Consider the following 22,193-nt stretch of genomic DNA (forward strand, 5'->3'; position numbering starts at 1 on the left):
TCTACCTTTCTATATTCCATTTAATAGTTGAAACATTGGTACCATGATGGCTGCGTACATCAACATGATGATAATTCCGATGGTCGCAAAAAGTATTGGTTGGACGACTGCTAATAATCTTGTAACGTTTTCCTCGGCTTTTTCCATTACATATTGGCTATAATGCTGGAGTTCACTAGCTAAATTTCCGTTAGATTGGCCATGTAAAATAATCATCGCTAAATCTGCCTCGTAATATTCTCGCACCCTCAAAATGTCTTCGAATCGATTCCCCGCTCGTAGAAGCTGTTTCATTTCTTTTGCTTCCTCTCGAAAAAATGGCGAGTGGCGCTGCTGTTCAAACATCGTTAACGCTTGAAAAATCGATAATCCACCTTTTAATAAGTTACTAAGTTGCACGGAAAAGAAATGGGAATTAAACATAACCGTTACTTTTTTTAATATGGGAATCTTTAAGAGTAGCTTCATTTTTTCAACTGGGGTAAGTTTTTGAAAATGAAGAAAATAATACGTGAGGCCAATAATCAGTAGCAAACCGACAATGAGGAGTAAATATCGGTTTAGCTCAGGGAGCCTTAATAAAGTTTTAGAAATCAATGTCTGTTCATAACTCATCGAGGTAAACAAGCTTTGAAATTGCGGTAAAAGGATTTTTTCAATCATGGTAAACATGAATCCAACAAACATTAACAAAGCGAGTGGATAACGTATTATTTTTTTTCCTTTTTCAAAATGTACAATCTTCTTCTGCAACATTGTACTTCCTTCACGGAGGGCAAATGAAATATCGCCATGCTGCTCGGCAAAGTACAAGTAACCAAGAATATCCTTATGAAATCCCACCTTGCTAAAGGCAGTATATAAGGATTCACCCTGTTTACAGCTTTCAATGATGACTTCAATGTCCCTGTTGTGCTTTTTTGGCAACTGGAACAAAAGGAATTGTGAGGCTTGTTCAAAGGAATAGCCTTGATCAAGAAGATTACCGATTCTACTCAAATATAATGATTGTTCCTTTAAGGTCCAATTCTTATTTCTTTTCCTTGATATCATTGACAACCCATCTTTCTAGCGCATCCGGATATAAGTATCCAAGGGCAATTCCTTTCTTAATGACATCCCTTAATTTTTCGTAGCGGTATTCTGCTTTGTTACCCCTCGCTTCCTTCATTACTTCATTCAGGGCATGTCCGTTTAAAAGCTCGTACACCCCCACTCGTCTTACTTTTCGATACTTTTTACATTGCGGGGAGCATTTCCCTTCACAATACGGACATTTGAGATCAACCAGCCTTTGTGCTGCGATTGCTATTAATGTTTGCTCAATTTCCTGCAAGGACACATCAAATTCTAATAGCCTATAAATCGCACCTTTTGTATCTCTTGTATGCATCGTTGTTAAAACCAAATGACCTGTCATTGCCGCTCGAACAGCAATCTTCGCGGTTTCTGAATCCCTTATTTCACCCACCATGATAATATCGGGATCATGACGCAAAATGGCCTTCAATCCATGAGCATATGTGATTCCGGCTTTTTCATTCACCTGAACCTGAAGAACATCTTCACTTTGTTTTTCAATGGGATCTTCTAATGTAATGATATTTCGGTTGAAAAGCTTCTTCGTTGCGTGTAGTAAGGAATAGAGGGTGGTTGTTTTTCCTGATCCTGTTGGTCCAGTAAAAATAATTAACCCGTGTGAATGCTTCAGAAGTGAAAGAAGTTTAGTTGTCATTGTTGGAAAAAGCGATAGATTTGCAAGAGAATAGGTTGGTGTTTCAGGTAGGATACGTATGACTAGACTTTCGTTGTAGGGTGTGGGCAGTGTAGACAATCGAAGATTAATATTTATACCTTTTAGATTTAGGGTTATTGCACCGTTTTGTGGTCTTCTCCTTTCTCCAATATCCATTCCAGCAAGGAATTTATAATGGGAAATTAACCGTTCGCAGACATCCTTTGGAATCGTTTGCTTATTGAACAATTCACTATCGAGTCTATATTGGACAACGGCATCGTTGATTTTCGGAACAAAATGGATGTCTGATACATTCATTGACCAAGCATCCTCGATCAATAGGTCACCAAGCTGTTCGATTTCACTCAAATAATTCACTCCTTTTTAGATGATGTTCAAAAAGTGCGGTGAATATGACGCATCGAATTTCTGTGTTGGCTTACTTTTCCGTTCCTCACGTATTAATTGCATACATTCCGGTACTCAAAGCTGCGCCGCCTTGAAATTTCGAATCACAGGATGTGCTAGTGTCGACAATGCCACAGGACGTGGCGTCTTTGTCGACGCGGACCTCTTCATCCTCCTTTTTGAACTCTTATTATAATTTTTCTCTTGCAGGTAACATATTTCAACAAATATCTACAAACTCCTTCTTTTTATATAAAAATATTTGTGAACTTTATTTGAACATGGGGACTTCAAAAAAAAATAAAAATACAACCCCTGCCATTAGGGTTGTATTTTGGTGGAAATTTGAATCTATTATTAGGAGGAATCAATACATTGTATGTTCGGTACCTGCGAGTTATGCCAATTCACTTGAAAAATATGTTCGATTATTTATGAACTTTTACCTACAAGTGATATAAATCACTTATTGATGGTATTTAACTGTACTATAATTGGGGTATCATTAGGGTCGCAAGGAGTGAAGACGGTGGAACAAACACTGAAAATAACAAACGTTTTAGCAGATCCAACCCGTTATTATATTTACCAATATATTATTAAACAAAATAAAGATGTTACCGTTCAAGAGATTGCAGAAGAATTTGAAATTCATCCGAATGTAGCAAGACTTCATTTAACCAAGCTTGAAGATGTCAATATGCTTGTTTCAGAAGCAAAGAAAACTGGAAAAGGTGGCAGACCTAGTCGTCTTTATCGACTATCGGATGATCACATTCAAATTAATTTCCCGTTTCGGGATTATCAACTGCTTTCAAAAATTGCCATAGAAACGATGGCTACACTTGGGGACGTGGGGAAACAAGCACTTGAACTAACAGGCAGAAGGTTCGGAGAGGAACTAGTGAACCATCAAATCCCAGTTTCAATCCATGAGCTTACCTTTGATCAAAAGCTCGATATTTTAAAAAAGGCATCCACAGTTGCGGGTTTTTATCCCGATTTAGACCATAATAAAGATAAGACAAAAATCTTTTTAAAGATTAATAATTGTCCATTCAGAGAAATTGCTCAAGAAAACTTTGAAGCCGTTTGTGGAATGCATCATGCATTTCTAAGAGGAATGTTTGATTTACTCTTTGAAGACGTGGTACTGGAGGAGTCCGAAAATATCATTCTTGGTTGTAATTCCTGCAGTTATCACGCAATTGTCGCAAAGTGATGTTTACATTTGTGCAATCGTTACATTATAATAATAAAAGTGATGTTAAATCATGTCTAAGGGGGGGAAATATACATATGGAACGTATGTACCGAGTTTTAGGTTTTTGGACAGGTATATTTGCAGTAATGTTCTACGTTGGTAGTATGGATGTTCTAGCACTAATTTTCTTTGCACAAACCGGATTTTTCGTCCTTTTAAGCTATTTAAAATTGTCTGAAAGAATGTACATTTACGTGTTTGGTGCATATTTAACTGTTTTCTTCTGTGCCTTCTCTTACTACACCACATTTATGATGCCACTTGGTGGAGGTCACTAAAAAAAAGCGATGGAGACATCGCTTTTTTATTTTCCTTGGAAGATATTTTCCCAAGATACTTTTACATTTTTTTGCTGTATGAGAACATGAAAGGATGCACTCATTCCACTATCCATTATAAGAGAACGAATCGCTCTGTTTTGTTTACTTTTTTCTGAAAAGGGGTTAGGGTCAAAATTATCCTGTAAAAACGTAAGAATCCCCGCCTCTAATAAAAATTCATCCTGTCTACATTTCTTCACGAATTCAAGTCCTAGCTTAGAACTATATGTAACAAGCGTGTCAAAATGAATATGGGTTGTTAAATCCATTTCCCCTGGGTGCAAAAGTGGGTTATGTATTAATTGATGATTGTAGTACCCCCTAAGACTCCCCCTTATTCTCGCTGTTTCTTTCCATTCAGCATTCGTATACCCATAATCAACCGTAAAAACAATAGCATTCCCTAGAAAACTAGTTAGTTCTTCTAAGTAGGAAAGCATTTGAAGTGGAATTTCAAATCTTTGTCCATTCGTCAGTACGATTTTGTTAGCATCTAAGTATTTATTAATTTGTTCATCCGTAAGTGGTACAAGAATTTCGGTTAATTGCTCTTCCTCTGTAAGAGTGATCTTCACCTCATAAATAGTATTATCGTTTTTCTCAATCACTCTCACCGGAAAAGCATCAAATAATTCATTTGAAAACACTATTCCATGAAAAACTGGGAAATCTCTTTTTGCTTCATCAAGACTCTGATACTGAATCACTTTTTTGTCTACAGGTAGAATGTCTCGCTGCAAACGTTGATGGTACGGACTTGTTTCTATCATTATATAGGTTATTTTTTGATAGGTTTCAATAAAAGAATCTTGTAATTCGTCAAGAACAGCCTTTGCAAATCTACCATTTCCACCACCTATTTCACAGATATATGGTGGAATTTTTTCGAGAGCAATAAGCTTATGAAAGAGGGTTGCAAACAGTTTGCCAAAAACATTGGAGATATTACTGCTCGTGATGAAATCCCCTTTTTTCCCAACCTTTACTTGGTCTTTCTTGTAATAGCCTTTATTTTCATGATATAACACAGTATTCATATACTGTTCATATGTAATCTGTTTGTTTAAAGATGATTGAATGGCATCTTTTAATATGTCTAGCATATGCTCACCTTTTAGAGGATGTTCAAAAAGTCGTCCGAAAATGACACATTGAATTTCTGGGTAAACTGCTCCAAGTACATTGTGAATAACCTGGTTATGCGCTTGCGTCTACTAGATTATTCAAGATGTACATTCCTCAGCGCAAGGCTGCAAGGAAGTTAACTCAAGCAGTTGCCTCGCTCCGGTACTCGGGAGCTCGCACCGCCTTGAAATTTCGACACGCACATGATGTGCTAGTGTTGACAAGACATGAGGCCGTGGCGTTGTCGACGCGGTCCTTTTCATCCTTCTTTTGAACATTTATTTTTACTATTTTTCACCATTGACACAGTGTTTATATTATTATATTGTAAATTTAGTAGCTTACAATATCCCTCCCATTATACGGATATATAAGTATTGGCTTATGCCAAATTTGACATTAGGAAGGAATTCTTAATGTTAAAAACATCCCCCAGAAAAGGTCTGACTCTACCGGAGTTAGACCTTTTCTGTGTTTTAGTGTTTAAAACCCATTTAAGAACGGGTTTGAGTCCATTTCAGCTTCAATCGTTGTTTCAGGTCCATGCCCAGATAGGACAATTGTTTCTTCTGGTAATGTGAGAAGCTTTTTATGAATACTGCTAAGTAGTTGTTCATGGCTTCCACCTGGTAGGTCAGTTCTCCCGATGCTGCCTTGGAATAAGGCATCTCCTGAAAAAACTACTCCAAGTTCTTGGTAATAATACGAAACACTTCCCGGTGAATGGCCTGGAGTATAATACAGTTCTAAATGAAAGTCACTTATTTCAATACTTCCTTCTTTAGGAAGTATTGTTGGTTCTGCTTTTGATAAGATTTCTTGCCCAGGAATAAAATATGCTGAACCATTTAAAGCAGGATCTTTCAGCCAATTCTTCTCTTTCTCGTGAATATACACAGGAACATCCCAATTAGCTTTTACATCATCAATCGCACCTATATGATCGAAATGAGCATGTGTTAAAAGAACCGCAACTGGGATAAGTCCCTGTTGGCTTAATATCGTATTTAATCTTTGTCCATCCCCACCGGGATCAAAGATGAGGCACTTCTTGTTTGAATTGGTCAAAATGTACGCGTTTGTTTGTAAGGGTCCTAACGGAATCCTTTGCCACTTCATACCTTTCCCTCCGATGCTTTTTAATCTATCCTTTATTCTACACTATCAATTGAAAACGAAAAAGCACTTAAACAATTGCACTTAAGGTTTTGACTAAAAGGTAATTTGTCTTGAAAGTGTCACTTTTTCCTCCTCGACAAATACGTATAAAACGATTAGAATATAGATTGAATCTATCTATTTCTTTACATAAAGGGTTTTCAGCCTTTTTCGAGCAACATTTTTCATGAGTTGAATGATGGGATGTTGTAAATTTTCATGCTATGGGGAAAAATAGTAATGAATATTTAAAAGTAAAGGCGCACTTTTAAGTGTAACATTGATTATAGCAAGGGGGTAAGTCACATGGGTCTAATGATTATCTTTTCACTAGTTGTAATTTTAGCTGCATTTGGTATTATACGTTCTTTACGCGATAAGAACCTTTTAGCCTTATTATTCTCTACAGGAATCTTTTTAGTATTAGGCTGGTTCACAATCATGACAATCTGGAAACATGGTTTCCCAACTGCTCACTAATAACAAATGCGCAATCGCCTTGAAATAGGAACATCGACTAACTACAGCCACGTCCTGTGGCAAACGTCGATGTCGCACTTCCTGTGAAAGCCCGACCAGAACAAGACGACCAGCGAGAAGGTTGATTATTGACCTTATCGATGGAGGGCTTGTGGCCTCGGCCTCGAAGGGCTAGGCGATGAAGCTGGACGAAAATAAAAAAGATTTAAAAGCCATCAGATACGATGGCTTTTTTCATTTCCCTTAATTTGCTACAAGGTCTGTTATTTTTTTTGTCCTCATATCAATAATCTTCTCAAATTGAAAACCATATAAACATAAGAAACCATTTGGAGAAAAGTTAAGGGGTTGATCATCTACTTTTTCAAGGATAACCTCTTCTTTCCTTGTACTGATGTCGTAGGAAACCAATTCGAATTTTTCTCCGTACGTATCAAATGCTCCATTTGAATATGGTTGAAACGAGTAGAATTTCTTTTGTTCGACGGCATAATCGGCTGAAGGAATATACCATTTTGAATAGTCACTTAAGAGTGGCATTTTAAATTCATATAGCTTTTTATTCTGTTCAGGGTGGTAAAGGCCAACCTTTGCAAATGCCTCCTCCCCTTGAATTAATTCATATGTAACAAGTAGATTTTTAAAAGTAACGAACGAAATAATATCCTCAAATAAGAGTCCTTCTGTTTTTGTATCTAAATGATACGAATAAAGTGGTGCAAAGTAATCTAATTCGTTTTGGTCCCATTTTAAATATGAAATTGTATTGGGACTAACCCATTGAATAAAAGGCTGAAAGACCTCAAATTTCGTTTTTTCCTCGGACTGAATGTCCACCAAATGGGTTTGAAACGACCAATCCTCTAAAAACGTTGTTACAAATACCTCACTAGGATGATAAGGATTCCAGCTGTAAAACAAATCAAAGGAATTGATTTCCCATTCAAATTGCACGTTTCCTTCTTTGTTTACCACCATTAACTTCGCCATATTTTGAGAATCTGATGTATGTATTAAAAACATGGAATGGTCCTCATTTGCCTTCATTGTCAGCACAGGGGCAGAGGTTTGGAGGAACAGCTCCTTTTTACCAGTGAACAAGTGATACTTATATATTGTTGAAATACCATTATCATCGGTAACATAGAGGATGCTTTCATCATCATACCATTCACCTACACTATTGAATTCTTCCCCGCTAAGATCAAGCGGCTTTACCTCTTGATTTTCTCCAAAGAATTCTGCAGGTACAGGACCTTTTGTAACATTCTTATTCCTACTGTTTGGCGCATCACTTGAATCAAAATGTTGATGAGAATTACAGCCAGCTAGTAGAAAAAGTAACATAAAAAAGAATATTAAATTTCTCATCAACTCAAAAATCACCTCTTTAGCATCTAAAATAGAGTTCCACGTTCTATTGTTCCCTTAACAGATAATACGATTATGCACGTTAAAAAGTTTCAGCGCAAGGAAAAAAGCCGGCCTTTTCACCGACTTTTCTAGAGAACGTTTTCACATATACAAGGAGGCTAAAAATGCTCCGAGAGTCTCCTGATAAATTTCATCAAATTGAGAAAGTGGGAGTGGATTAACACCTTCCCCCAATTCGAAAGTAAACCCTGGTTTCTTCCATTCTTGAATAAACCAATCCTTATATCCTGCATGGCTATCTATCGTTCGAACTGCTCTATATCCACTAACCCTTGAAAATTCATTCACAAGGGTACCAGACTCTAATGGCTCTAACCCCTCATATCCCCAATAAATAACCTCTCCTTGTGTATGGAAGGCTAATACACGATTATAGTTTGCATCTCTTGTTAGTTTCTCAATGGCGATTACTTCTGGCTCAGTTAATGGAGCATCGCCTGGGTAATCACGAGGTGCGGGCGACTTTGGTTCCTTTCTTTCTTTTTCAACCTCCCAATTTGCTGGAAATTGGTTATTTAAATCAATACCGCGAATATTTGCTTTCCAGTCTCTAAAATCAAAACTTTCATTGTTAATTTTTACAACTTCATCTTTATATGGTTTCTGTTCAGGAGGACCATTAAGCACCAAATTAACACCATCTGGATTCACCATAGGAACTATTGATAAGAGTGTTTCCAAATATAATGGCTCGACATAAAACCCTCTAATCGGAGCCATATTTGTTAAACCCAGTAAATAATCATTTATAAAGGTCATAATGACATTTGTTGTAATCCATTCATTTGCATGAAACGACCCATTCCAATGAACCCTCTTTTCTCCTCTACCAATTCGAAGCTCAAGCAGATCATTACCTAATACACTTTTACCAATAGACCGGGTTTGAAGAAATGGATAAATCGTCTTTAATTGCTCAATATCACTCACCATATCAGCAAAATCGTATTCCCTATTTCCATTTACGATTGGTCGAACCACTCTTTCTGGAATCAGAATCATTTGGCCAACCTGTATATTTTCGGCTGTTATCCCTGGATTCACTAAAAATAAAGCATCTGCCATAAGTGTCCGAGATTTCGCCAACTTCCATAACGTATCATCTTGAACAACCTTATGCTGTTTTAAAAGAAAACCGGGAATCTTTACTTCTGCTCCAACCTGCAAATTATTTATATTCAAATGTAGATTTGAGTCAATTAATAAATGAATAGGGATAGCAAACAATTGACTGTAATACCAGAAAGTGTCTCCTGGACGGACAATGACCTTCACACCTAATACCTCCTTGTTATCCTCTCCTACCATTTTATGAGCGATAGGATGTACTTCATGCCATCGGAAAAGCCTTGACCCTCATTTGGGCCAAGGCTTTTATTTACTTATTCTTTAAACTCTTCAGGGACTGGTTCATGATAAGATGTTCCATTATAGAAACGGAGTAGGTCTCCATAGACAATCTCATCTGAATAATCCAATTCTAGCCCTGCTTTTTCCATGTAAGGCTCACAATAGCTAATTTCTGTCTCTTCACCTGATTCTTTATCATAACAAGTATTCTTCGTAAATACATGCTTATCTGTGATAAAGCTTCCATCACGTAAGACAGTCAATGGTATTTTTTCTTCAGAAAATAAATCACTACCGAAATGAACGTCATTACGTATATCCATTCCAAGGAGATTTAAAATGGTTGGTTTTAAATCTATTTGTCCAGATACAGTTGAAATTACTTGTGGATTCTTATCTGTCACTCCGGGAATGTGAATAATTAATGGTACCTTTTGCAGTTGAATTGAATCAAATGGTGTGATTTCTTCTTTCCCTAGAAACTGTGCCATCGCTTTATTATGGTTTTCAGAAATTCCATAGTGATCCCCATAAAGAACAAATATGGTATTTTCATACATTCCTTCTTCTTTAAGTCGTTCGATAAAGATTTTGATGGACTCATCCATATAGCGAACTGTTGGAAAATAACGGTTCAATGTTCTTGAGTTTGAATTAAATTCATTTACCATTTTGTCCTCTTCACCAAGTTCAAAAGGGAAATGGTTTGTTAATGTAATAAATTTTGAGTAATACGGCTGTGGCTGTGACTTTAATAAGTCAATGGATTGTTCAAAGAAATTTATATCCTTTAAGCCCCATCCAATTGAATTTTCCTCTGTAACCTCATAACTTTCAAGATCAAAAAATTCATCATACCCGAGAGAATCATACATGATATCGCGATTCCAGAAAGTCTTGTTATTCGCATGAAAGACTGATGAAAAATATCCATAGTCCTTAATAAATTCAGGAGTTGCTGTAAATTCATTATTAGCATGGGTAAAGAAAACGGCTCCGCGTCCAAGTGGATATAATGAATTTTCCAATAAAAACTCTGAATCTGATGTCTTTCCTTGACCTGTTTGATGATAAAAATTGTCAAAGTAATAACTTTCTTTTATAAAATCATTTAGGAATGGCGTAATTTCTTCCCCATCAATGGTTTCATTAATGACGAAGTTTTGAAGTGATTCCATTGAAATTACGACGACATTCTTTCCTTGTGCAATACCAAATTTATCGCTTGGTTCCTTTTGATTTGCTTTTAAATAGTTTTCGATTCCAATAAATGAACTGCTGTCGGCCAAAGCTCGTTGGGCGGAAGATTTTGATTGTAGGACAATATCATAAATTTGATAGTTGTATGTCCCGATATTCTTCACTAACATTTCACGATCAAAGGTTCTTGTCAATAACTGTGGTCTCTGAGCTTCTGCTAATCCAAGATTAAAAAAGAAGATAGCTGCAACAAGGATGAAATAGGATCTTCTTTCCTTTTTCGTGATAACTTCAGCAGCAGTAAAACTTGGTTTATATTTATTGATCAAAATTAGAATAACTACATCAATGAAAAGGAGTGGATCTGTTGCCTTTAAATTTCCTGTAATACTGGTTCCTAAATCCCCCATGTTACTTGTTTGAAAAAGAACAGGAAGAGTCAAAAAGTCATTGAAGAATCTGTAAAATACAACATTCGCAAATAACACAAATGAAGATAGTAAACTAGCAAATATAATGAACTTAGTACGATGCTTATCCTTAATAAAGAAAGAAATACCAAAGAACAGCAACAAAAAACTCAATGGGTTTATCAGTAAAATAAACTCTTGCATCAAGTTTTCTATTTTTATATCAAAGCTAGTTTTATATACGATGTATGTTTTTATCCAAAGCATAAATGCAGCTAAAAAGATGAACTTTGATTTGGATAAAGTTGATGACTTAATCATCAATATACCTCCTTGTTTTCAAGACCACGGAGCACCAAAGATTAATGTTCTTACTTCCATTTTTAGGTAATTTAGAAAAATCTAAAGATAATCTTAATACTTTTTTGACTAAAAATCAATCATCTAAACAACTAAATTTTATAGAATCATATAGATGTACATTATGTATATACATATAAGACGATTAGTTGACTAGAAAGTTTCATAGTAACCAAAAGTAACAATCTTTTAAATATTCTAACAAAAATGTAAAAAAAGAGATTTCATTGTGAAATCTCTTTTTCCTATTTATTGGTTGTTTTTAGCCAAATAAGCTGCACCTATTACACCCGCATCGTTTCCTAATGTGGCAATGGCTATTTCAGCAGCTTCGGCTACCCTTGAAAAAGCAAAACGCTTAAACTGCTTTCTTAATGGAAGCAGTAATTGCTCACCTGCTTTTGAGACACCGCCACCAATAACGATTTTTTCTGGGTTTAGTCCATTAGCGACATGACTTAAAGCTAAGCCAAGGTGAAATGTTACATTGTCAATGATTTCCTGGGCTAGATGGTCCCCTTTGCCTGCTGCATCAAAAACATCCTTTGAGGTGACTTTTCCAGTTTGTTCAAATTGTTCTCGAAGAACACTTGAGTCGTTTCCACCCTGAAGGGCCTCAGTTGCCAAACGTGCGATACCAGTAGCAGATGCTATTGTTTCGATACAGCCCGTTTTTCCACAGCCACATAAAGCACCACCATCAACCAAGGAAGTGATATGGCCAATTTCTCCACCTGCCCCATTGGCTCCTCGAACTACATGACCATTAGAGATAATGCCTCCACCGACACCTGTTCCTAACGTTACACAAAGTAAGTCCTTTGCGCCTGCACCTGCACCCTTCCACATTTCACCGATAGCAGCAACGTTTGCATCGTTATCGATAACTGCCGGCAACCCAATTTTTTCTTCAAGCTCTGCTTTTAGAGGATACATCTCTCTCCATCCGAGATTGGTTGCTTTATAGATAACGCCGTCTTCAAAATGAACTGGCCCAGGGGCACCCATTCCTACACCAGCGAATTGTTCTTTTGAAAGCTTAAGTTCTACCATTTTTGCTTCAATTGCTTTTGCAATATCCGGGATAATTTTTGCTCCAGATTTATCCGTTGGAATTTCCCATTTTGTAACAATTTCACCTTCTTGTGTGATAAAGGCAAGTTTGACAGTTGTACCACCTAAATCGATACCAATTAATAATTTTTCCATATCGTCCATTCCTTTATTTGTTTTTCGCTCTTTTTTCGGTTTCCCGGACAATTTCTTGGCGGAGTAGAAAAATAGCTGATTGATAATCCTTTGTTTCAATGAGCTGTGAATTGTAAAGCTCTTGTATTTCAGTTTCCATTAATTCCAGGTCAGCAACTCTGTCACCAACATAAATGATCGTGCCAAATTTTTTTAGAAATTGTTGAATATCATAAATTGTTTTCACTTTCTCACCTTCTGCATTCCACAATATATACTAGCTTATTTAAAAAAATAGAAACACGCAAGTCTTTCTCATGAAAGTCCATAAAAATGTAAAAGGAGTGCTTCCTTTTAAAAAGAGCACTCCTAAAGAAATTTATTTATCTGGGTCTTTTGGATGTAATATTTTCGGTCTATTTCTTTTTAATGGAATAGGAGCACGGAATAAAACATCCTTAAATCCTTTGAAGGAAAATGGAATAAACGGCCATAAATATGGAACATTAAATGATTTCATTCGTGCTAAGTAGAGAATCCATAGTGTAATTCCTACGACAAATCCAATTACTCCAAATATGCTGGTCGTTAATAAGAAAAATAGTCTGGCTAAGCGGTTCGCAAGGCTCATCTCATAGCTTGGTGTTGAGAAGGTTCCTATGGCTGCAATTGCAAGGTACAAAATAACCTCATTTGTAAATAAACCAACTTCAACTGCCACCTGTCCGATCAACATGGCTGCGACAAGCCCTAGTGCCGTTGCAAGGGCAGTTGGAGTGTGAATGGCTGCCATTCTCAACAGATCGATTCCAATTTCAATTAAAAAGAACTGTAATATTAATGGTAATCTGCCATCATCATTTGGACCAATAAATTTAAGATTATCTGGCAATAGCTCAGGATGAACAGCAAACAAATACCATAATGGTAACAAAAACAGTGATGCCCATACACCAAAATAGCGAACCAAGCGCAAGTATAGCCCAGTTACGGGGCTGTTACGATATTCCTCGGCATGCTGCATATGATGCCAAAATGTGGTTGGGGTGATAAGAACACTTGGTGAACCATCAACCATGATGATAATATGACCCTCGAATAGATGTGCAGCTGCGGTATCTGGCCTTTCCGTATATCTTACAACCGGATATGGATTATAATGTCGTCCTGATATATATTCCTCAATGGTCTTTTCACCCATTGGCAAACCATCAGTATCAATCTTTGAAATGGCATCTTTAACTTCTTTAACGTGATCAGGATCAGCAATATCTTCAATATAACTGATCACGATATCTGTCTTTGAACGTCTTCCCACCTGCATATATTCCATCCGGAGGGATTTATCCCGAACTCTTCTTCTCGTTAATGCAGTATTAAAGACAACCGTCTCGACGTAGCCATCCCTTGACCCTCTTACAACTCGTTCTGTGTCAGGTTCCTCAGGCCCCCTTACAGGATAGGTTCTAGCATCTATTAAAATAACCTTATCAATGCCTTCTATGACTAGAGCAGTTGGACCCGCAAGGACCATGTCAACAACCTTATCTAGGTCGTCTGTGCTTTCCACTTCTACATATGGAATATACGTCTTCAGTAGTTTTTCTAATCCATCTATTTTTAAAGTACTCTCGTCTTGTTTAGCAAGAAACTTTTGCAATAAATGCAAAATATCATCTTTAATAAGGCCATCAATTAAAAACATTGACATGTCTTTGCCGGCATATTCGACATCAATTTGGATTACATCAAAGCTTTTGTCAACACCAAGGGCTTCTTTTAAATAACTTCGATTTTCTTCTAAATTCGATGAGACCGGATGTTTTGGCTCTTTATTTTCATTTCCCATGAGTATCACTCCAATCACACAAAAGACCTCTAGTTTGCTTTCGTAGGCTACTAATCCATCTTTGACGTAAAATTGGAAAATAATACTTATTCAGGACAAATATAGAAAAGTGCCTCATTTGAGACACTTTACATTGAATCTTCCATGTTATTTATTTCATTGATAAGGTCTTGATAGTTTTCATTTTCCGGGTCAATTTCAACAGCCTGTTCCGCTGCATTTTTTGCATTTTCAAATTCTTGCAACTGAACATATATAAGAGCTAGATTATAATGTGCTTCTGAGATATCTGGTGCCTTTTGAGTGACGATTTGTAAATGATCCCGAGCATCTTCAAGTTTTCCAAGCTTAATTTCAGTATAGGAAAGATAAAAGTAAACTTCTGGTGTGTCAGTTCCATTTTCCTCTGCACTTTTAAGCATCTCATATGCCTTATGAATCTCATTCGCTTGTATATATTCCTGAGCAGTTTGCACGACAAATCGTGGGTTATCAGAGTGTGGCTGAATCACATATCCTACATAAATAAGTGTACCTACAGTCGCCAATGTTACGACAAGCCCACCTACTCGTTTCGCAAATTCTTTACGTTTTGGCAAATGAACAATACTCGCTGCTAAAAATCCCCCAACCAAGCCTCCAATATGCCCTGAATTATCAATACCCGGAATCATAAATCCAAGGACAAGGTTTATGATAATAATACCAATTACATTTGGGCCCATCGTTCTAAAAAACAAAGACGGATAAGCAGCACCAAAAAATAATAATGCACCAAAGCATCCAAAAATAGCCCCAGAAGCCCCAGCAGAAATATTTGCGTTAAAAACAAAGCTTGCAAGACTTCCTATAAAACCGGCAAAAACATAAATCCATAAAAACCTTATTTTCCCGTATAGTCGCTCTACCTCTGATCCCAAATAATACAACGCAAAGGTATTCATTAGGAGATGAAGAAATCCAATATGTAAAATCATTGGCGTGAAAAAACGCCACCATTCACCATTTAAAATGCGGAAGTTTTCCTTTGCCCCGTATTTAAGCAAGGTTTCTGTGTTTGTACTTCCACCATTAAATTCTAAAATGGCAAACATAACTAATTGTATCGCAATCAGAATATATGTAAAAAAAGGTTTTCCATTTTGGAAAATTTGTTTTTCACTCGATATTCGTTTATTCGCAACCGTAATAACCTCATGCTTAATATTCTCAACTGTTTCAAGATCGATATAAATAGAGTCATCGATTGTAAATTCGGTATGAACTAGTGTTGAGATTTCCCTTAGTCCTGTTTCTTTATGTTCAGAATTAATTAAAACAGTTCGTAATGTAGTTAAGCCTTTTGCACCTGCATGAAGTGGTTGTTCTAACCGAAATCTCCAGTCATCAACTGGTGGGTATGTCGTGATGTAAATATTAAGAGCTTCTAATTTCCGGGCAAATAGACGTTTTCTAAGCTGTTCCAATCGCTGAGCGGTGAGCTCCATATCCCGCTGCATCCAATTGCTCCAATCTAAATCATGACGCAGAATGCGAATTATTCTTGGCTTGTTCTTCTGCATCGTTTCTAACCAAATTTCATTATTTGATTTAGATAGTTGGAGAATACGATAACCGCCTTCTTCCTGAAGCCCCTGTATGATTTTCCAAAAAAGATAATCTTGCTTGAACACCTTATCCCCCCCTCTTCCAATGGGTATTATATTTATTATAAACGTTTTTCTATTTCCGTTACCAAATTTCTGTTTCGAAATTGAAAAAACCTGTTGAAAGTTAATCAACAGGTTCACTTTATTCAGCAAAGCTCAACATTATCAGTAGTGAAGTTAGAAGTATAGTCGTTCTAACTACGACTGAATAAAGTTAAACTTCCGGCAGACGCCACAGATTTTTTAAAGGTTCTTTTCGAGCATAGGATCAAAGACTAAGAACGCCACTTCCTGTGGCAACGTCTATGTGACCCAACTCATGTAAGCCTAAAAACCTGGGTGCAAATACGCCAAGGCGTATTTGATTTATCTTTATCGGAAGGCTGTTTGTATCATTTTGTTACGAATAAATGGGATTTTCATCGAGGTACTAATAGCAATCCGACGAACTGCAGCATTGCCGAAAACGCGATTAAATATGCGATATCGGTACCTATAGACTGCATATATCCCACCAAAAAGAATAGCTATTCGGGTCAATAAACTTAACATATTCATCCCTCCTAGTTATACTTTTTGATTATCGCTTTCATTTTATCCTAGTAAAAGAAAAAAGAAATATGTCCCAAATCCTGATGCCAGAAGGATTGATAAAAAGTTCACAACATCATTATCGCAAATCCGCAAGCCTTTAAAATACGTCGTTTCTTTTTCGCAATGGAACTTTTTCTCTGTCTCCATTCCACATACAGGACATTTATAAACAACTTGAATACTCGCTCCCAAAATCGTATCAATTAGATTGCCGCAAAAGCCGATCAGGGTCAGTCCAAGAAACAGAAAAAATGAAAGTTCTGGCCACACTAAAAATGAAATAAAACTAATAAGTAAAGAACCCAAAAAGCCTGCAAAAGTTCCTAAAACAGAAACTGCTCCGGATGTCCCTGTATCAACCCGCTTCCATTTTGTTAGTAAGATTGGCTTCTTTTTACTTAGTGTTCCAATTTCCGAAGCCCAAGTATCTGCGTTCGCAGCTGCGATTGAACCAACAAAGAAGATAAGCCAGAAGAGAGAGTCAGTGAAAGCAAACATAAGGCTTGTAACCCCAGCGACACTACCGTTCGCAAAAACTTGAACAATATCCCTTTGTTCTCCTTTAGCAACCTTATTTTTGAGATTGGTTTTATTTCTTACTTTGATTTTACTCCATAAGCTTGAGCTCGCAAAAAAGACTCCTAATAAAAGCAAGCCCCGATAACCAAAACCTATCGACACTGCGCTACCAACAAGAATTGTTCCTACTGCTCCACTTAATGTTAATGATTTAAATTTATATCCCAATATTGCTACAACTATGGAGGCAATGATTTGGAGAAGAAGATTAGCCATTTGTTTTAATTATCCCTGTATTTGTTGCAATTTTTTGGACCGGAATATCAAAAGACTCGACAGGTATTTCGTCTAAAACCTGTACAGGGAATGCTAAAGACATTGTAACTCCTTGGTATTGAGCTAAATACCGATCATAATAACCTCCACCATGACCTAATCTGTATCCATTTGTTACAAAACTAAGGCCTGGCACAAATAATAGATCGATTTCATTATGTAAAACGACAGTTGTTTGTTCCTCAATTGGTTCCTGGAGGCCATAATAGACTACTTCTAATTGAGAATAGGATGTAATTTCACGGAATGTCATGTTTTTTGTTTTTGGATGGCATTTTGGTACAGCCACTCGTTTATTTAATTCCCACGCTTTTTCAATTAGATATTTAGAGTTGACCTCATACTCCCCTGAAATGGTGATTCCTATCGTATTTGCATTCACCCATTCAGGTAAAGTGAGAACATGATCAGTAATCTCCTTAGACCACTTGTCTAAAGTATCTTTATCAACTGAACGCAATGTTTCCTTCATCTCTTTTCTCAATTCTTGTTTCCGCTTCAACTTATTCGCTCCTCTCCATTAATTACTTTATATAATATAAAAAAACAGCAGGAAATTGCTTTCCTACTGTTACTTTGTTTCGCGGTGTAGAGTAACCTTTTTTAGTCTTGGGCAATATTTCTTAAGTTCAAGACGGTCAGGGTTGTTTCGCTTATTTTTAGTTGTAATATAATTACGATCACCAGTTTCAGTACAAGCTAAAGTGATTTTAACACGCATCTTCATTTCCCTCCAAACATATAAAGCTTTAATCAGACTTACCTATCATACCACTTATCTTCCCAAAATTCCAGTCCTATTTTTGGGACAAAGTAAATTTAATTACTATTTCAAAATACAATTCAGTGAACGTACTAGTATTGTCCACCTAAACAAGTTACGATAAGATAGAGTATGGAATGGAGTGACAGTATGGAATACGCTATTATTATCTTATTAGCCATCGCAATCCTTCTTCTTGTCGTTTCTTTCTATGGAAAGGACAGAGTTAAAATGGTGCAAGAAGAATTGGATCAACTTTCCCTTTCGATGGTTCAAGAAACATACCTTTTAAAGAAAAAAATAAAAGTACTTGAAGAAGAGCTACTAACCAATGACATCGATTATGAAACGGGACCATCTCAAACAAGTGTTATGTCTTTATCAAACTCCACCATTTTATCCCTTTATGATAAAGGCTTAAGCTATGAGGAAATCGGAACAAAAACAAATTTACCAGTTGAAGAAGTTCGACTCATTCTTGAACAAGCAAAGAAAATGGGGCTCATATAATGGATAAATATTTGTTACGGGGAATCGCAATTGGTATTATTTTTTCTACAATTGTATATGGTCTTGTTTACTATTTAACGACAAATTAAAACTCAAGCCGAGATAGGCTTGAGTTTTTTTAGGCATTTAAATCGACTTTTTTAGCTTTAACCATATAGATAATGTGTTCAGCCATATTAGTTGTGTGGTCTGCTACTCTTTCGAAATGGCGACTGATAAAAGCTAATTGTGTAATTTGGTTAATTGAATTGGGATTGTTTGGCATTAACTCCAATAGTTCTTTAATGATTTTTCCGTATAACTCATCAACCTCATCATCTGCTTTAGCTGTTTGAATAGCTAAATTGATGTCTTTTTCGATATATGCTTTGATTACGTTGTTTAACATGTCTAAAGCTTTTTCAGCCATTTTGGGGATATCAACAATTGGTTTTATGAGCGGTCCATCTCCAATATGGATAATCGATTTTGCAATATTTACGGCTAGATCTCCGATTCTTTCAATATCACTTGAGATTTTCAAGCCGGCAATGATAGCACGTAGATCAGAAGCAACTGGTTGTTGTTGTGCGATTAATTGAATGATAATATTATCAATTTGTTCTTCAAGCTCATTTATTTTTTGGTCATCTTGAATAATTTGTTCAGCCAATTTAATATCTTGGTGTGCGAGTGATTGTACTGATTTTTCAACTGCTGTTTTCGATAGGTTGACCATTTCAACCAATAATTCTTTAAGACGATCCAAATCCTTATCTAATGTCGTACGTATTGCCATGACTTACACCCCTCTTATTCATTATTATCCAAATCTGCCAGTGATGTAATCTTCTGTGCGCTTGTCGGATGGATTTGAAAACATTTTATCTGTTTTTTCATACTCAATAACTTCTCCACTTAGGAAAAAGGCGGTTCGATCTGAAATACGTGCAGCCTGTTGCATATTATGAGTAACAATGATAATACTGAAGTTTTGCTTAAGTTCTTGAACAAGTTCCTCAATTTTTAATGTCGAAATTGGATCAAGAGCGGAAGTCGGCTCATCCATTAAAATCACGTCAGGTTCAATTGCCAAGCATCTTGCAATACAGATTCTTTGTTGCTGTCCGCCTGAAAGACCATAAGCATTTTCATGAAGTCGGTCTTTCACCTCATCCCAAATAGCTGCACCACGTAAACTTTTTTCAACAATCTCATCTAAGACCTTTTTGTTTCGAATCCCATGAATACGAGGTCCATAAGCTATATTGTCATAAATTGATTTTGGAAAAGGATTCGGCTTTTGGAAAACCATCCCTACTCGAGTTCTGAGTTCTTCTTCCTTATATGTTTTATCGAAAATATTCTTTCCTCTGTATAAAATTTCTCCTGAAATGCGAACAATCGGAACGAGTTCAACCATACGATTTAAGGTTTTAATATAAGTTGATTTTCCACATCCAGACGGCCCAATAATTGCTGTTACCTCGTTTTCATAGATTGGAAAATTAATATTTTTAAGGGCATGATCTTCCCCATACCATAGGTTTAAATCTTTTGTATTATAAACAATTTTTTGATCTGTCTGATCTGGATTTATATAATTATTAGTCATTACTTGTAATGTCATAATTTGAGTTTCTCCCCTTCAAAGTAGAATCAAATGCGTATTGACCAAATCGCGCCTGTTATTAATACCTGTTGTTTTCACTTGTAAAAAATTAATATTTTCTTTGGAACTTATTTCGAATTATGATGGCTATTGAATTCATTAAGAATAATACGATTAATAAAATGACAATAGTTGCGGCTCCTAGATTTGCGTATTCAGCGACTAGTGCAGAATCGAGAGTCCAATAATAGATTTGCATTGGCAACACAGTAAATTTATCAAAAATACTATCAGGAAATGGAATTAATAAGGCTGGAATTCCTATTACTACAAGTGGAGCTGTTTCTCCAACTGCTCTAGAAAGTGCCAAAATAACCCCTGTAAGAATTCCAGGTAATGAAGTTGGTAAAACTACATTTTTTATCGTTTGCCATTTAGTAGCTCCCATTCCATAAGATGCTTCTCTCAAATAACTCGGTACTGCTCGGATTGCTTCTTGACTAGCAACTACTACGATTGGAAGTACCAGTAACGACATTGTAAGCCCACCAGCTAACACGATATTGCCTAATCCAAAACCGCGAACAAAAATGGTAAGACCTAATATACCAAATACAATTGACGGAACACCTGCAAGATTTGAGATATTTGTTTGAATAAACCGTTGTAGACGTCCTTTTTTTGCATATTCTTCGAGATAAATAGCTGTACCAACACCCAGGAAAAGTGTTATAGGTGCAACAACAAGCATTAACCACAGAGTCCCTAGGAGGGCACCCATAATTCCAGCGTTCTCAGCAACAGTCGAAAGCTTACTAGTTAGAAATTGCAGATCAATCCAGCCAAGACTTTGAGATATGACTCGGTAAAAAAGAATAACGAGAACAACTAAACCAAACAAAGTTGATAAAAAGAAAAGTGATTTTGCTATATTGTTTGTAAAAAGTCGAGAATTAAGTTTCTTTTGAACCTGTGCTTCATTTACATATTTCATTTTAATATTCCTCCTTAAACTTGCGAGAAATATATTGTGCAAGTAAGTTCATTACTAATGTGAACACGAATAGTGTAATAGCTACAGCGTATAAACTATAATATAAGGTTGAGCCCGCAGGTGCATCTCCACTGTTTACTTCAACAATATAAGAGGTCATTGTTTGCATTGATTGGGTAACATCAAAAGTAAAGTTCTTGGAACTTCCACTAGCAAGTGTAACAATCATGGTTTCGCCAATTGCTCTAGATATACCAAGAACGAATGATGCAATAATTCCAGACATTGCTGCAGGAATAACAACCTTCCACGTTACTTCAAGCTTTGTTGAGCCTAGACCAAGCGCACCTTCTCTAATAGAATTGGGTACAGAACTCATTGCATCCTCTGAAAGCGATGCGACCATAGGAATGATCATAATTCCCATTACGATGCCCGGACTGAGGATATTGGTCGGTTCAAGACCAGGAATAATAGATTGTAATAGAGGTGTTACGAACGTTAAAGCAAAGAAACCATATACAATGGTCGGAATCCCCGCAAGAATTTCAAGAATCGGTTTTAAAATTTTCCTTACTCGTTCGGATGCATATTCACTTAAATAAATTGCTGACATCATTCCGACAGGTATTGCGACAAGCATTGCTATAGTCGATGAAATAATCGTTCCTGTTAGTAGAGGTAATACCCCAAATTCGGCATTATCGCCAAGGGGTTTTAATACGGTACCTGTAAAGAAGTCAAGAATTGGTACGCGTTTAAAAAACTCAAATGTTTCAAAAAGAAGTGTAAGTACAATACCAACTGTTGTTAAAATCGAGATAATCGCAATGAAGAGCAAGCCTTTTGGAATGACTTTCTCTATAATAGTGTTTAAGCTTTTTGCTCTTTTATTTTTGGCAATCATCTCACGCACATTCACTTTAGAACCTTCCTTCATGATAAGCTCCCTT

Annotated in this window: 23 protein-coding genes; 4 read left to right on the forward strand and 19 right to left on the reverse strand. The window is 36.5% G+C overall.

The features are described 5' to 3' along the window. Nucleotides 1-9 precede the first annotated feature (9 nt). Nucleotides 10-1,053, reverse strand: coding sequence for a competence type IV pilus assembly protein ComGB (gene comGB, locus AC6CHV_RS22110; RefSeq protein ID WP_341330878.1), 1,044 nt, complete (start codon nucleotides 1,051-1,053; stop codon nucleotides 10-12). Continuing rightward, nucleotides 1,031-2,107, reverse strand: coding sequence for a competence type IV pilus ATPase ComGA (gene comGA, locus AC6CHV_RS22115; RefSeq protein ID WP_341330877.1), 1,077 nt, complete (start codon nucleotides 2,105-2,107; stop codon nucleotides 1,031-1,033). The genes comGB and comGA overlap by 23 nt, the downstream gene beginning before the upstream one ends. Nucleotides 2,108-2,675: 568 nt before the next feature. Here comGA and AC6CHV_RS22120 point away from each other — a divergent pair. Both AC6CHV_RS22120 and AC6CHV_RS22125 read left to right on the forward strand, forming a co-directional pair. Further along, the gene (locus tag AC6CHV_RS22120) at nucleotides 2,676-3,368 is read left to right on the forward strand and encodes a helix-turn-helix domain-containing protein (RefSeq protein WP_121447195.1); all 693 of its coding nucleotides are present in this window, start codon (nucleotides 2,676-2,678) and stop codon (nucleotides 3,366-3,368) included. A gap of 77 nt (nucleotides 3,369-3,445) precedes the next feature. Beyond that, nucleotides 3,446-3,688, forward strand: coding sequence for a DUF2626 family protein (locus AC6CHV_RS22125; RefSeq protein ID WP_121447196.1), 243 nt, complete (start codon nucleotides 3,446-3,448; stop codon nucleotides 3,686-3,688). A 26-nt stretch (nucleotides 3,689-3,714) separates the two neighbouring features. On the opposite strand, the gene AC6CHV_RS22130 is transcribed toward AC6CHV_RS22125, so the two are convergent. After that, nucleotides 3,715-4,833, reverse strand: coding sequence for a class I SAM-dependent methyltransferase (locus AC6CHV_RS22130; RefSeq protein WP_341330876.1), 1,119 nt, complete (start codon nucleotides 4,831-4,833; stop codon nucleotides 3,715-3,717). Nucleotides 4,834-5,338: 505 nt separating this feature from the next. Then, the gene (locus AC6CHV_RS22135; protein ID WP_498079698.1) at nucleotides 5,339-5,974 is read right to left on the reverse strand and encodes an MBL fold metallo-hydrolase; all 636 of its coding nucleotides are present in this window, start codon (nucleotides 5,972-5,974) and stop codon (nucleotides 5,339-5,341) included. Between the two features lie 345 nt (nucleotides 5,975-6,319). On the opposite strand from AC6CHV_RS22135, the gene AC6CHV_RS22140 reads away from it, so the two are divergent. Then, complete coding sequence (locus AC6CHV_RS22140) at nucleotides 6,320-6,493, forward strand: DUF2759 family protein (RefSeq protein ID WP_121447199.1); 174 nt, start codon at nucleotides 6,320-6,322, stop codon at nucleotides 6,491-6,493. Between the two features lie 243 nt (nucleotides 6,494-6,736). Here AC6CHV_RS22140 and AC6CHV_RS22145 read toward each other — a convergent pair whose 3' ends face one another. The 11 genes from AC6CHV_RS22145 to rpmG form a co-directional block, all read right to left on the reverse strand. Beyond that, complete coding sequence (locus AC6CHV_RS22145; RefSeq protein WP_341330874.1) at nucleotides 6,737-7,864, reverse strand: YqgU-like beta propeller domain-containing protein; 1,128 nt, start codon at nucleotides 7,862-7,864, stop codon at nucleotides 6,737-6,739. Between the two features lie 144 nt (nucleotides 7,865-8,008). Next, nucleotides 8,009-9,202, reverse strand: coding sequence for a M14 family metallopeptidase (locus AC6CHV_RS22150; RefSeq protein WP_341330873.1), 1,194 nt, complete (start codon nucleotides 9,200-9,202; stop codon nucleotides 8,009-8,011). A 107-nt stretch (nucleotides 9,203-9,309) separates the two neighbouring features. Continuing rightward, nucleotides 9,310-11,205 (reverse strand): LTA synthase family protein, encoded by a 1,896-nt coding sequence (locus AC6CHV_RS22155; RefSeq protein ID WP_341333518.1) that lies wholly within the window; start codon nucleotides 11,203-11,205, stop codon nucleotides 9,310-9,312. Nucleotides 11,206-11,496: 291 nt separating this feature from the next. Next, nucleotides 11,497-12,456, reverse strand: coding sequence for an ROK family glucokinase (locus tag AC6CHV_RS22160; protein WP_341330872.1), 960 nt, complete (start codon nucleotides 12,454-12,456; stop codon nucleotides 11,497-11,499). Between the two features lie 13 nt (nucleotides 12,457-12,469). Then, nucleotides 12,470-12,682 carry a YqgQ family protein gene (locus AC6CHV_RS22165; protein WP_121447204.1) on the reverse strand — a complete coding sequence of 71 codons (213 nt, stop codon included), beginning with the start codon at nucleotides 12,680-12,682 and terminating at the stop codon, nucleotides 12,470-12,472. A gap of 132 nt (nucleotides 12,683-12,814) precedes the next feature. Further along, a complete protein-coding gene (locus AC6CHV_RS22170) occupies nucleotides 12,815-14,284 on the reverse strand; it encodes a spore germination protein (RefSeq protein ID WP_121447205.1) in 1,470 nt (489 codons plus the stop codon). A gap of 128 nt (nucleotides 14,285-14,412) precedes the next feature. Further along, entirely contained in the window at nucleotides 14,413-15,957 is a 1,545-nt protein-coding gene (locus AC6CHV_RS22175; protein WP_440274101.1) for a rhomboid family intramembrane serine protease, read from the reverse strand. Nucleotides 15,958-16,305: 348 nt separating this feature from the next. Then, a complete protein-coding gene (gene yqgO / locus AC6CHV_RS22180) occupies nucleotides 16,306-16,485 on the reverse strand; it encodes a protein YqgO (RefSeq protein ID WP_341330870.1) in 180 nt (59 codons plus the stop codon). Between the two features lie 42 nt (nucleotides 16,486-16,527). Further along, nucleotides 16,528-17,322, reverse strand: a complete 795-nt coding sequence (locus AC6CHV_RS22185) for a DUF92 domain-containing protein (RefSeq protein WP_498079699.1) — start codon at nucleotides 17,320-17,322, stop codon at nucleotides 16,528-16,530. Further along, entirely contained in the window at nucleotides 17,315-17,884 is a 570-nt protein-coding gene (locus AC6CHV_RS22190; protein WP_341330868.1) for a 5-formyltetrahydrofolate cyclo-ligase, read from the reverse strand. Before AC6CHV_RS22190 ends, AC6CHV_RS22185 begins: the two co-directional genes overlap by 8 nt. Nucleotides 17,885-17,953: 69 nt before the next feature. Beyond that, complete coding sequence (rpmG, locus tag AC6CHV_RS22195) at nucleotides 17,954-18,103, reverse strand: 50S ribosomal protein L33 (RefSeq protein WP_010678123.1); 150 nt, start codon at nucleotides 18,101-18,103, stop codon at nucleotides 17,954-17,956. 192 nt (nucleotides 18,104-18,295) lie between these two features. Here rpmG and AC6CHV_RS22200 point away from each other — a divergent pair, with 192 nt between their 5' ends. After that, nucleotides 18,296-18,655, forward strand: a complete 360-nt coding sequence (locus AC6CHV_RS22200; RefSeq protein ID WP_440274098.1) for a hypothetical protein — start codon at nucleotides 18,296-18,298, stop codon at nucleotides 18,653-18,655. Between the two features lie 118 nt (nucleotides 18,656-18,773). On the opposite strand, the gene phoU is transcribed toward AC6CHV_RS22200, so the two are convergent. From phoU to pstC, 4 genes are all read right to left on the reverse strand, one after another. Further along, nucleotides 18,774-19,433, reverse strand: a complete 660-nt coding sequence (gene phoU / locus AC6CHV_RS22205; protein WP_440274097.1) for a phosphate signaling complex protein PhoU — start codon at nucleotides 19,431-19,433, stop codon at nucleotides 18,774-18,776. Between the two features lie 24 nt (nucleotides 19,434-19,457). Further along, entirely contained in the window at nucleotides 19,458-20,264 is an 807-nt protein-coding gene (gene pstB / locus AC6CHV_RS22210) for a phosphate ABC transporter ATP-binding protein PstB (protein ID WP_341330865.1), read from the reverse strand. 91 nt (nucleotides 20,265-20,355) lie between these two features. Continuing rightward, nucleotides 20,356-21,240 (reverse strand): phosphate ABC transporter permease PstA, encoded by an 885-nt coding sequence (pstA, locus tag AC6CHV_RS22215; protein WP_341330864.1) that lies wholly within the window; start codon nucleotides 21,238-21,240, stop codon nucleotides 20,356-20,358. Between the two features lies 1 nt (nucleotide 21,241). After that, nucleotides 21,242-22,180 carry a phosphate ABC transporter permease subunit PstC gene (gene pstC / locus AC6CHV_RS22220; RefSeq protein ID WP_341330863.1) on the reverse strand — a complete coding sequence of 313 codons (939 nt, stop codon included), beginning with the start codon at nucleotides 22,178-22,180 and terminating at the stop codon, nucleotides 21,242-21,244. Between the last annotated feature and the right edge of the window lie 13 nt (nucleotides 22,181-22,193).

It is taken from the genome of Ferdinandcohnia sp. GQ5, assembly GCF_059759275.1.

Excerpts from the sequence above, each read along its gene's own strand:
- AC6CHV_RS22200 (WP_440274098.1), top strand. The coding sequence starts at position 18,296 with ATGGAATACGCTATTATTATCTTATTAGCCATCGCAATCCTTCTTCTT.
- AC6CHV_RS22160 (WP_341330872.1), bottom strand. The coding sequence starts at position 12,456 with ATGGAAAAATTATTAATTGGTATCGATTTAGGTGGTACAACTGTCAAA.
- AC6CHV_RS22135 (WP_498079698.1), bottom strand. The coding sequence starts at position 5,974 with ATGAAGTGGCAAAGGATTCCGTTAGGACCCTTACAAACAAACGCGTAC.
- comGB (WP_341330878.1), bottom strand. The coding sequence starts at position 1,053 with ATGATATCAAGGAAAAGAAATAAGAATTGGACCTTAAAGGAACAATCA.
- rpmG (WP_010678123.1), bottom strand. The coding sequence starts at position 18,103 with ATGCGTGTTAAAATCACTTTAGCTTGTACTGAAACTGGTGATCGTAAT.
- yqgO (WP_341330870.1), bottom strand. The coding sequence starts at position 16,485 with ATGTTAAGTTTATTGACCCGAATAGCTATTCTTTTTGGTGGGATATAT.
- pstA (WP_341330864.1), bottom strand. The coding sequence starts at position 21,240 with ATGAAATATGTAAATGAAGCACAGGTTCAAAAGAAACTTAATTCTCGA.
- AC6CHV_RS22140 (WP_121447199.1), top strand. The coding sequence starts at position 6,320 with ATGGGTCTAATGATTATCTTTTCACTAGTTGTAATTTTAGCTGCATTT.
- pstC (WP_341330863.1), bottom strand. The coding sequence starts at position 22,180 with ATGAAGGAAGGTTCTAAAGTGAATGTGCGTGAGATGATTGCCAAAAAT.
- AC6CHV_RS22130 (WP_341330876.1), bottom strand. The coding sequence starts at position 4,833 with ATGCTAGACATATTAAAAGATGCCATTCAATCATCTTTAAACAAACAG.
- AC6CHV_RS22170 (WP_121447205.1), bottom strand. The coding sequence starts at position 14,284 with ATGGGAAATGAAAATAAAGAGCCAAAACATCCGGTCTCATCGAATTTA.
- phoU (WP_440274097.1), bottom strand. The coding sequence starts at position 19,433 with ATGGCAATACGTACGACATTAGATAAGGATTTGGATCGTCTTAAAGAA.
- AC6CHV_RS22185 (WP_498079699.1), bottom strand. The coding sequence starts at position 17,322 with ATGGCTAATCTTCTTCTCCAAATCATTGCCTCCATAGTTGTAGCAATA.
- pstB (WP_341330865.1), bottom strand. The coding sequence starts at position 20,264 with ATGACATTACAAGTAATGACTAATAATTATATAAATCCAGATCAGACA.
- AC6CHV_RS22145 (WP_341330874.1), bottom strand. The coding sequence starts at position 7,864 with ATGAGAAATTTAATATTCTTTTTTATGTTACTTTTTCTACTAGCTGGC.
- AC6CHV_RS22125 (WP_121447196.1), top strand. The coding sequence starts at position 3,446 with ATGGAACGTATGTACCGAGTTTTAGGTTTTTGGACAGGTATATTTGCA.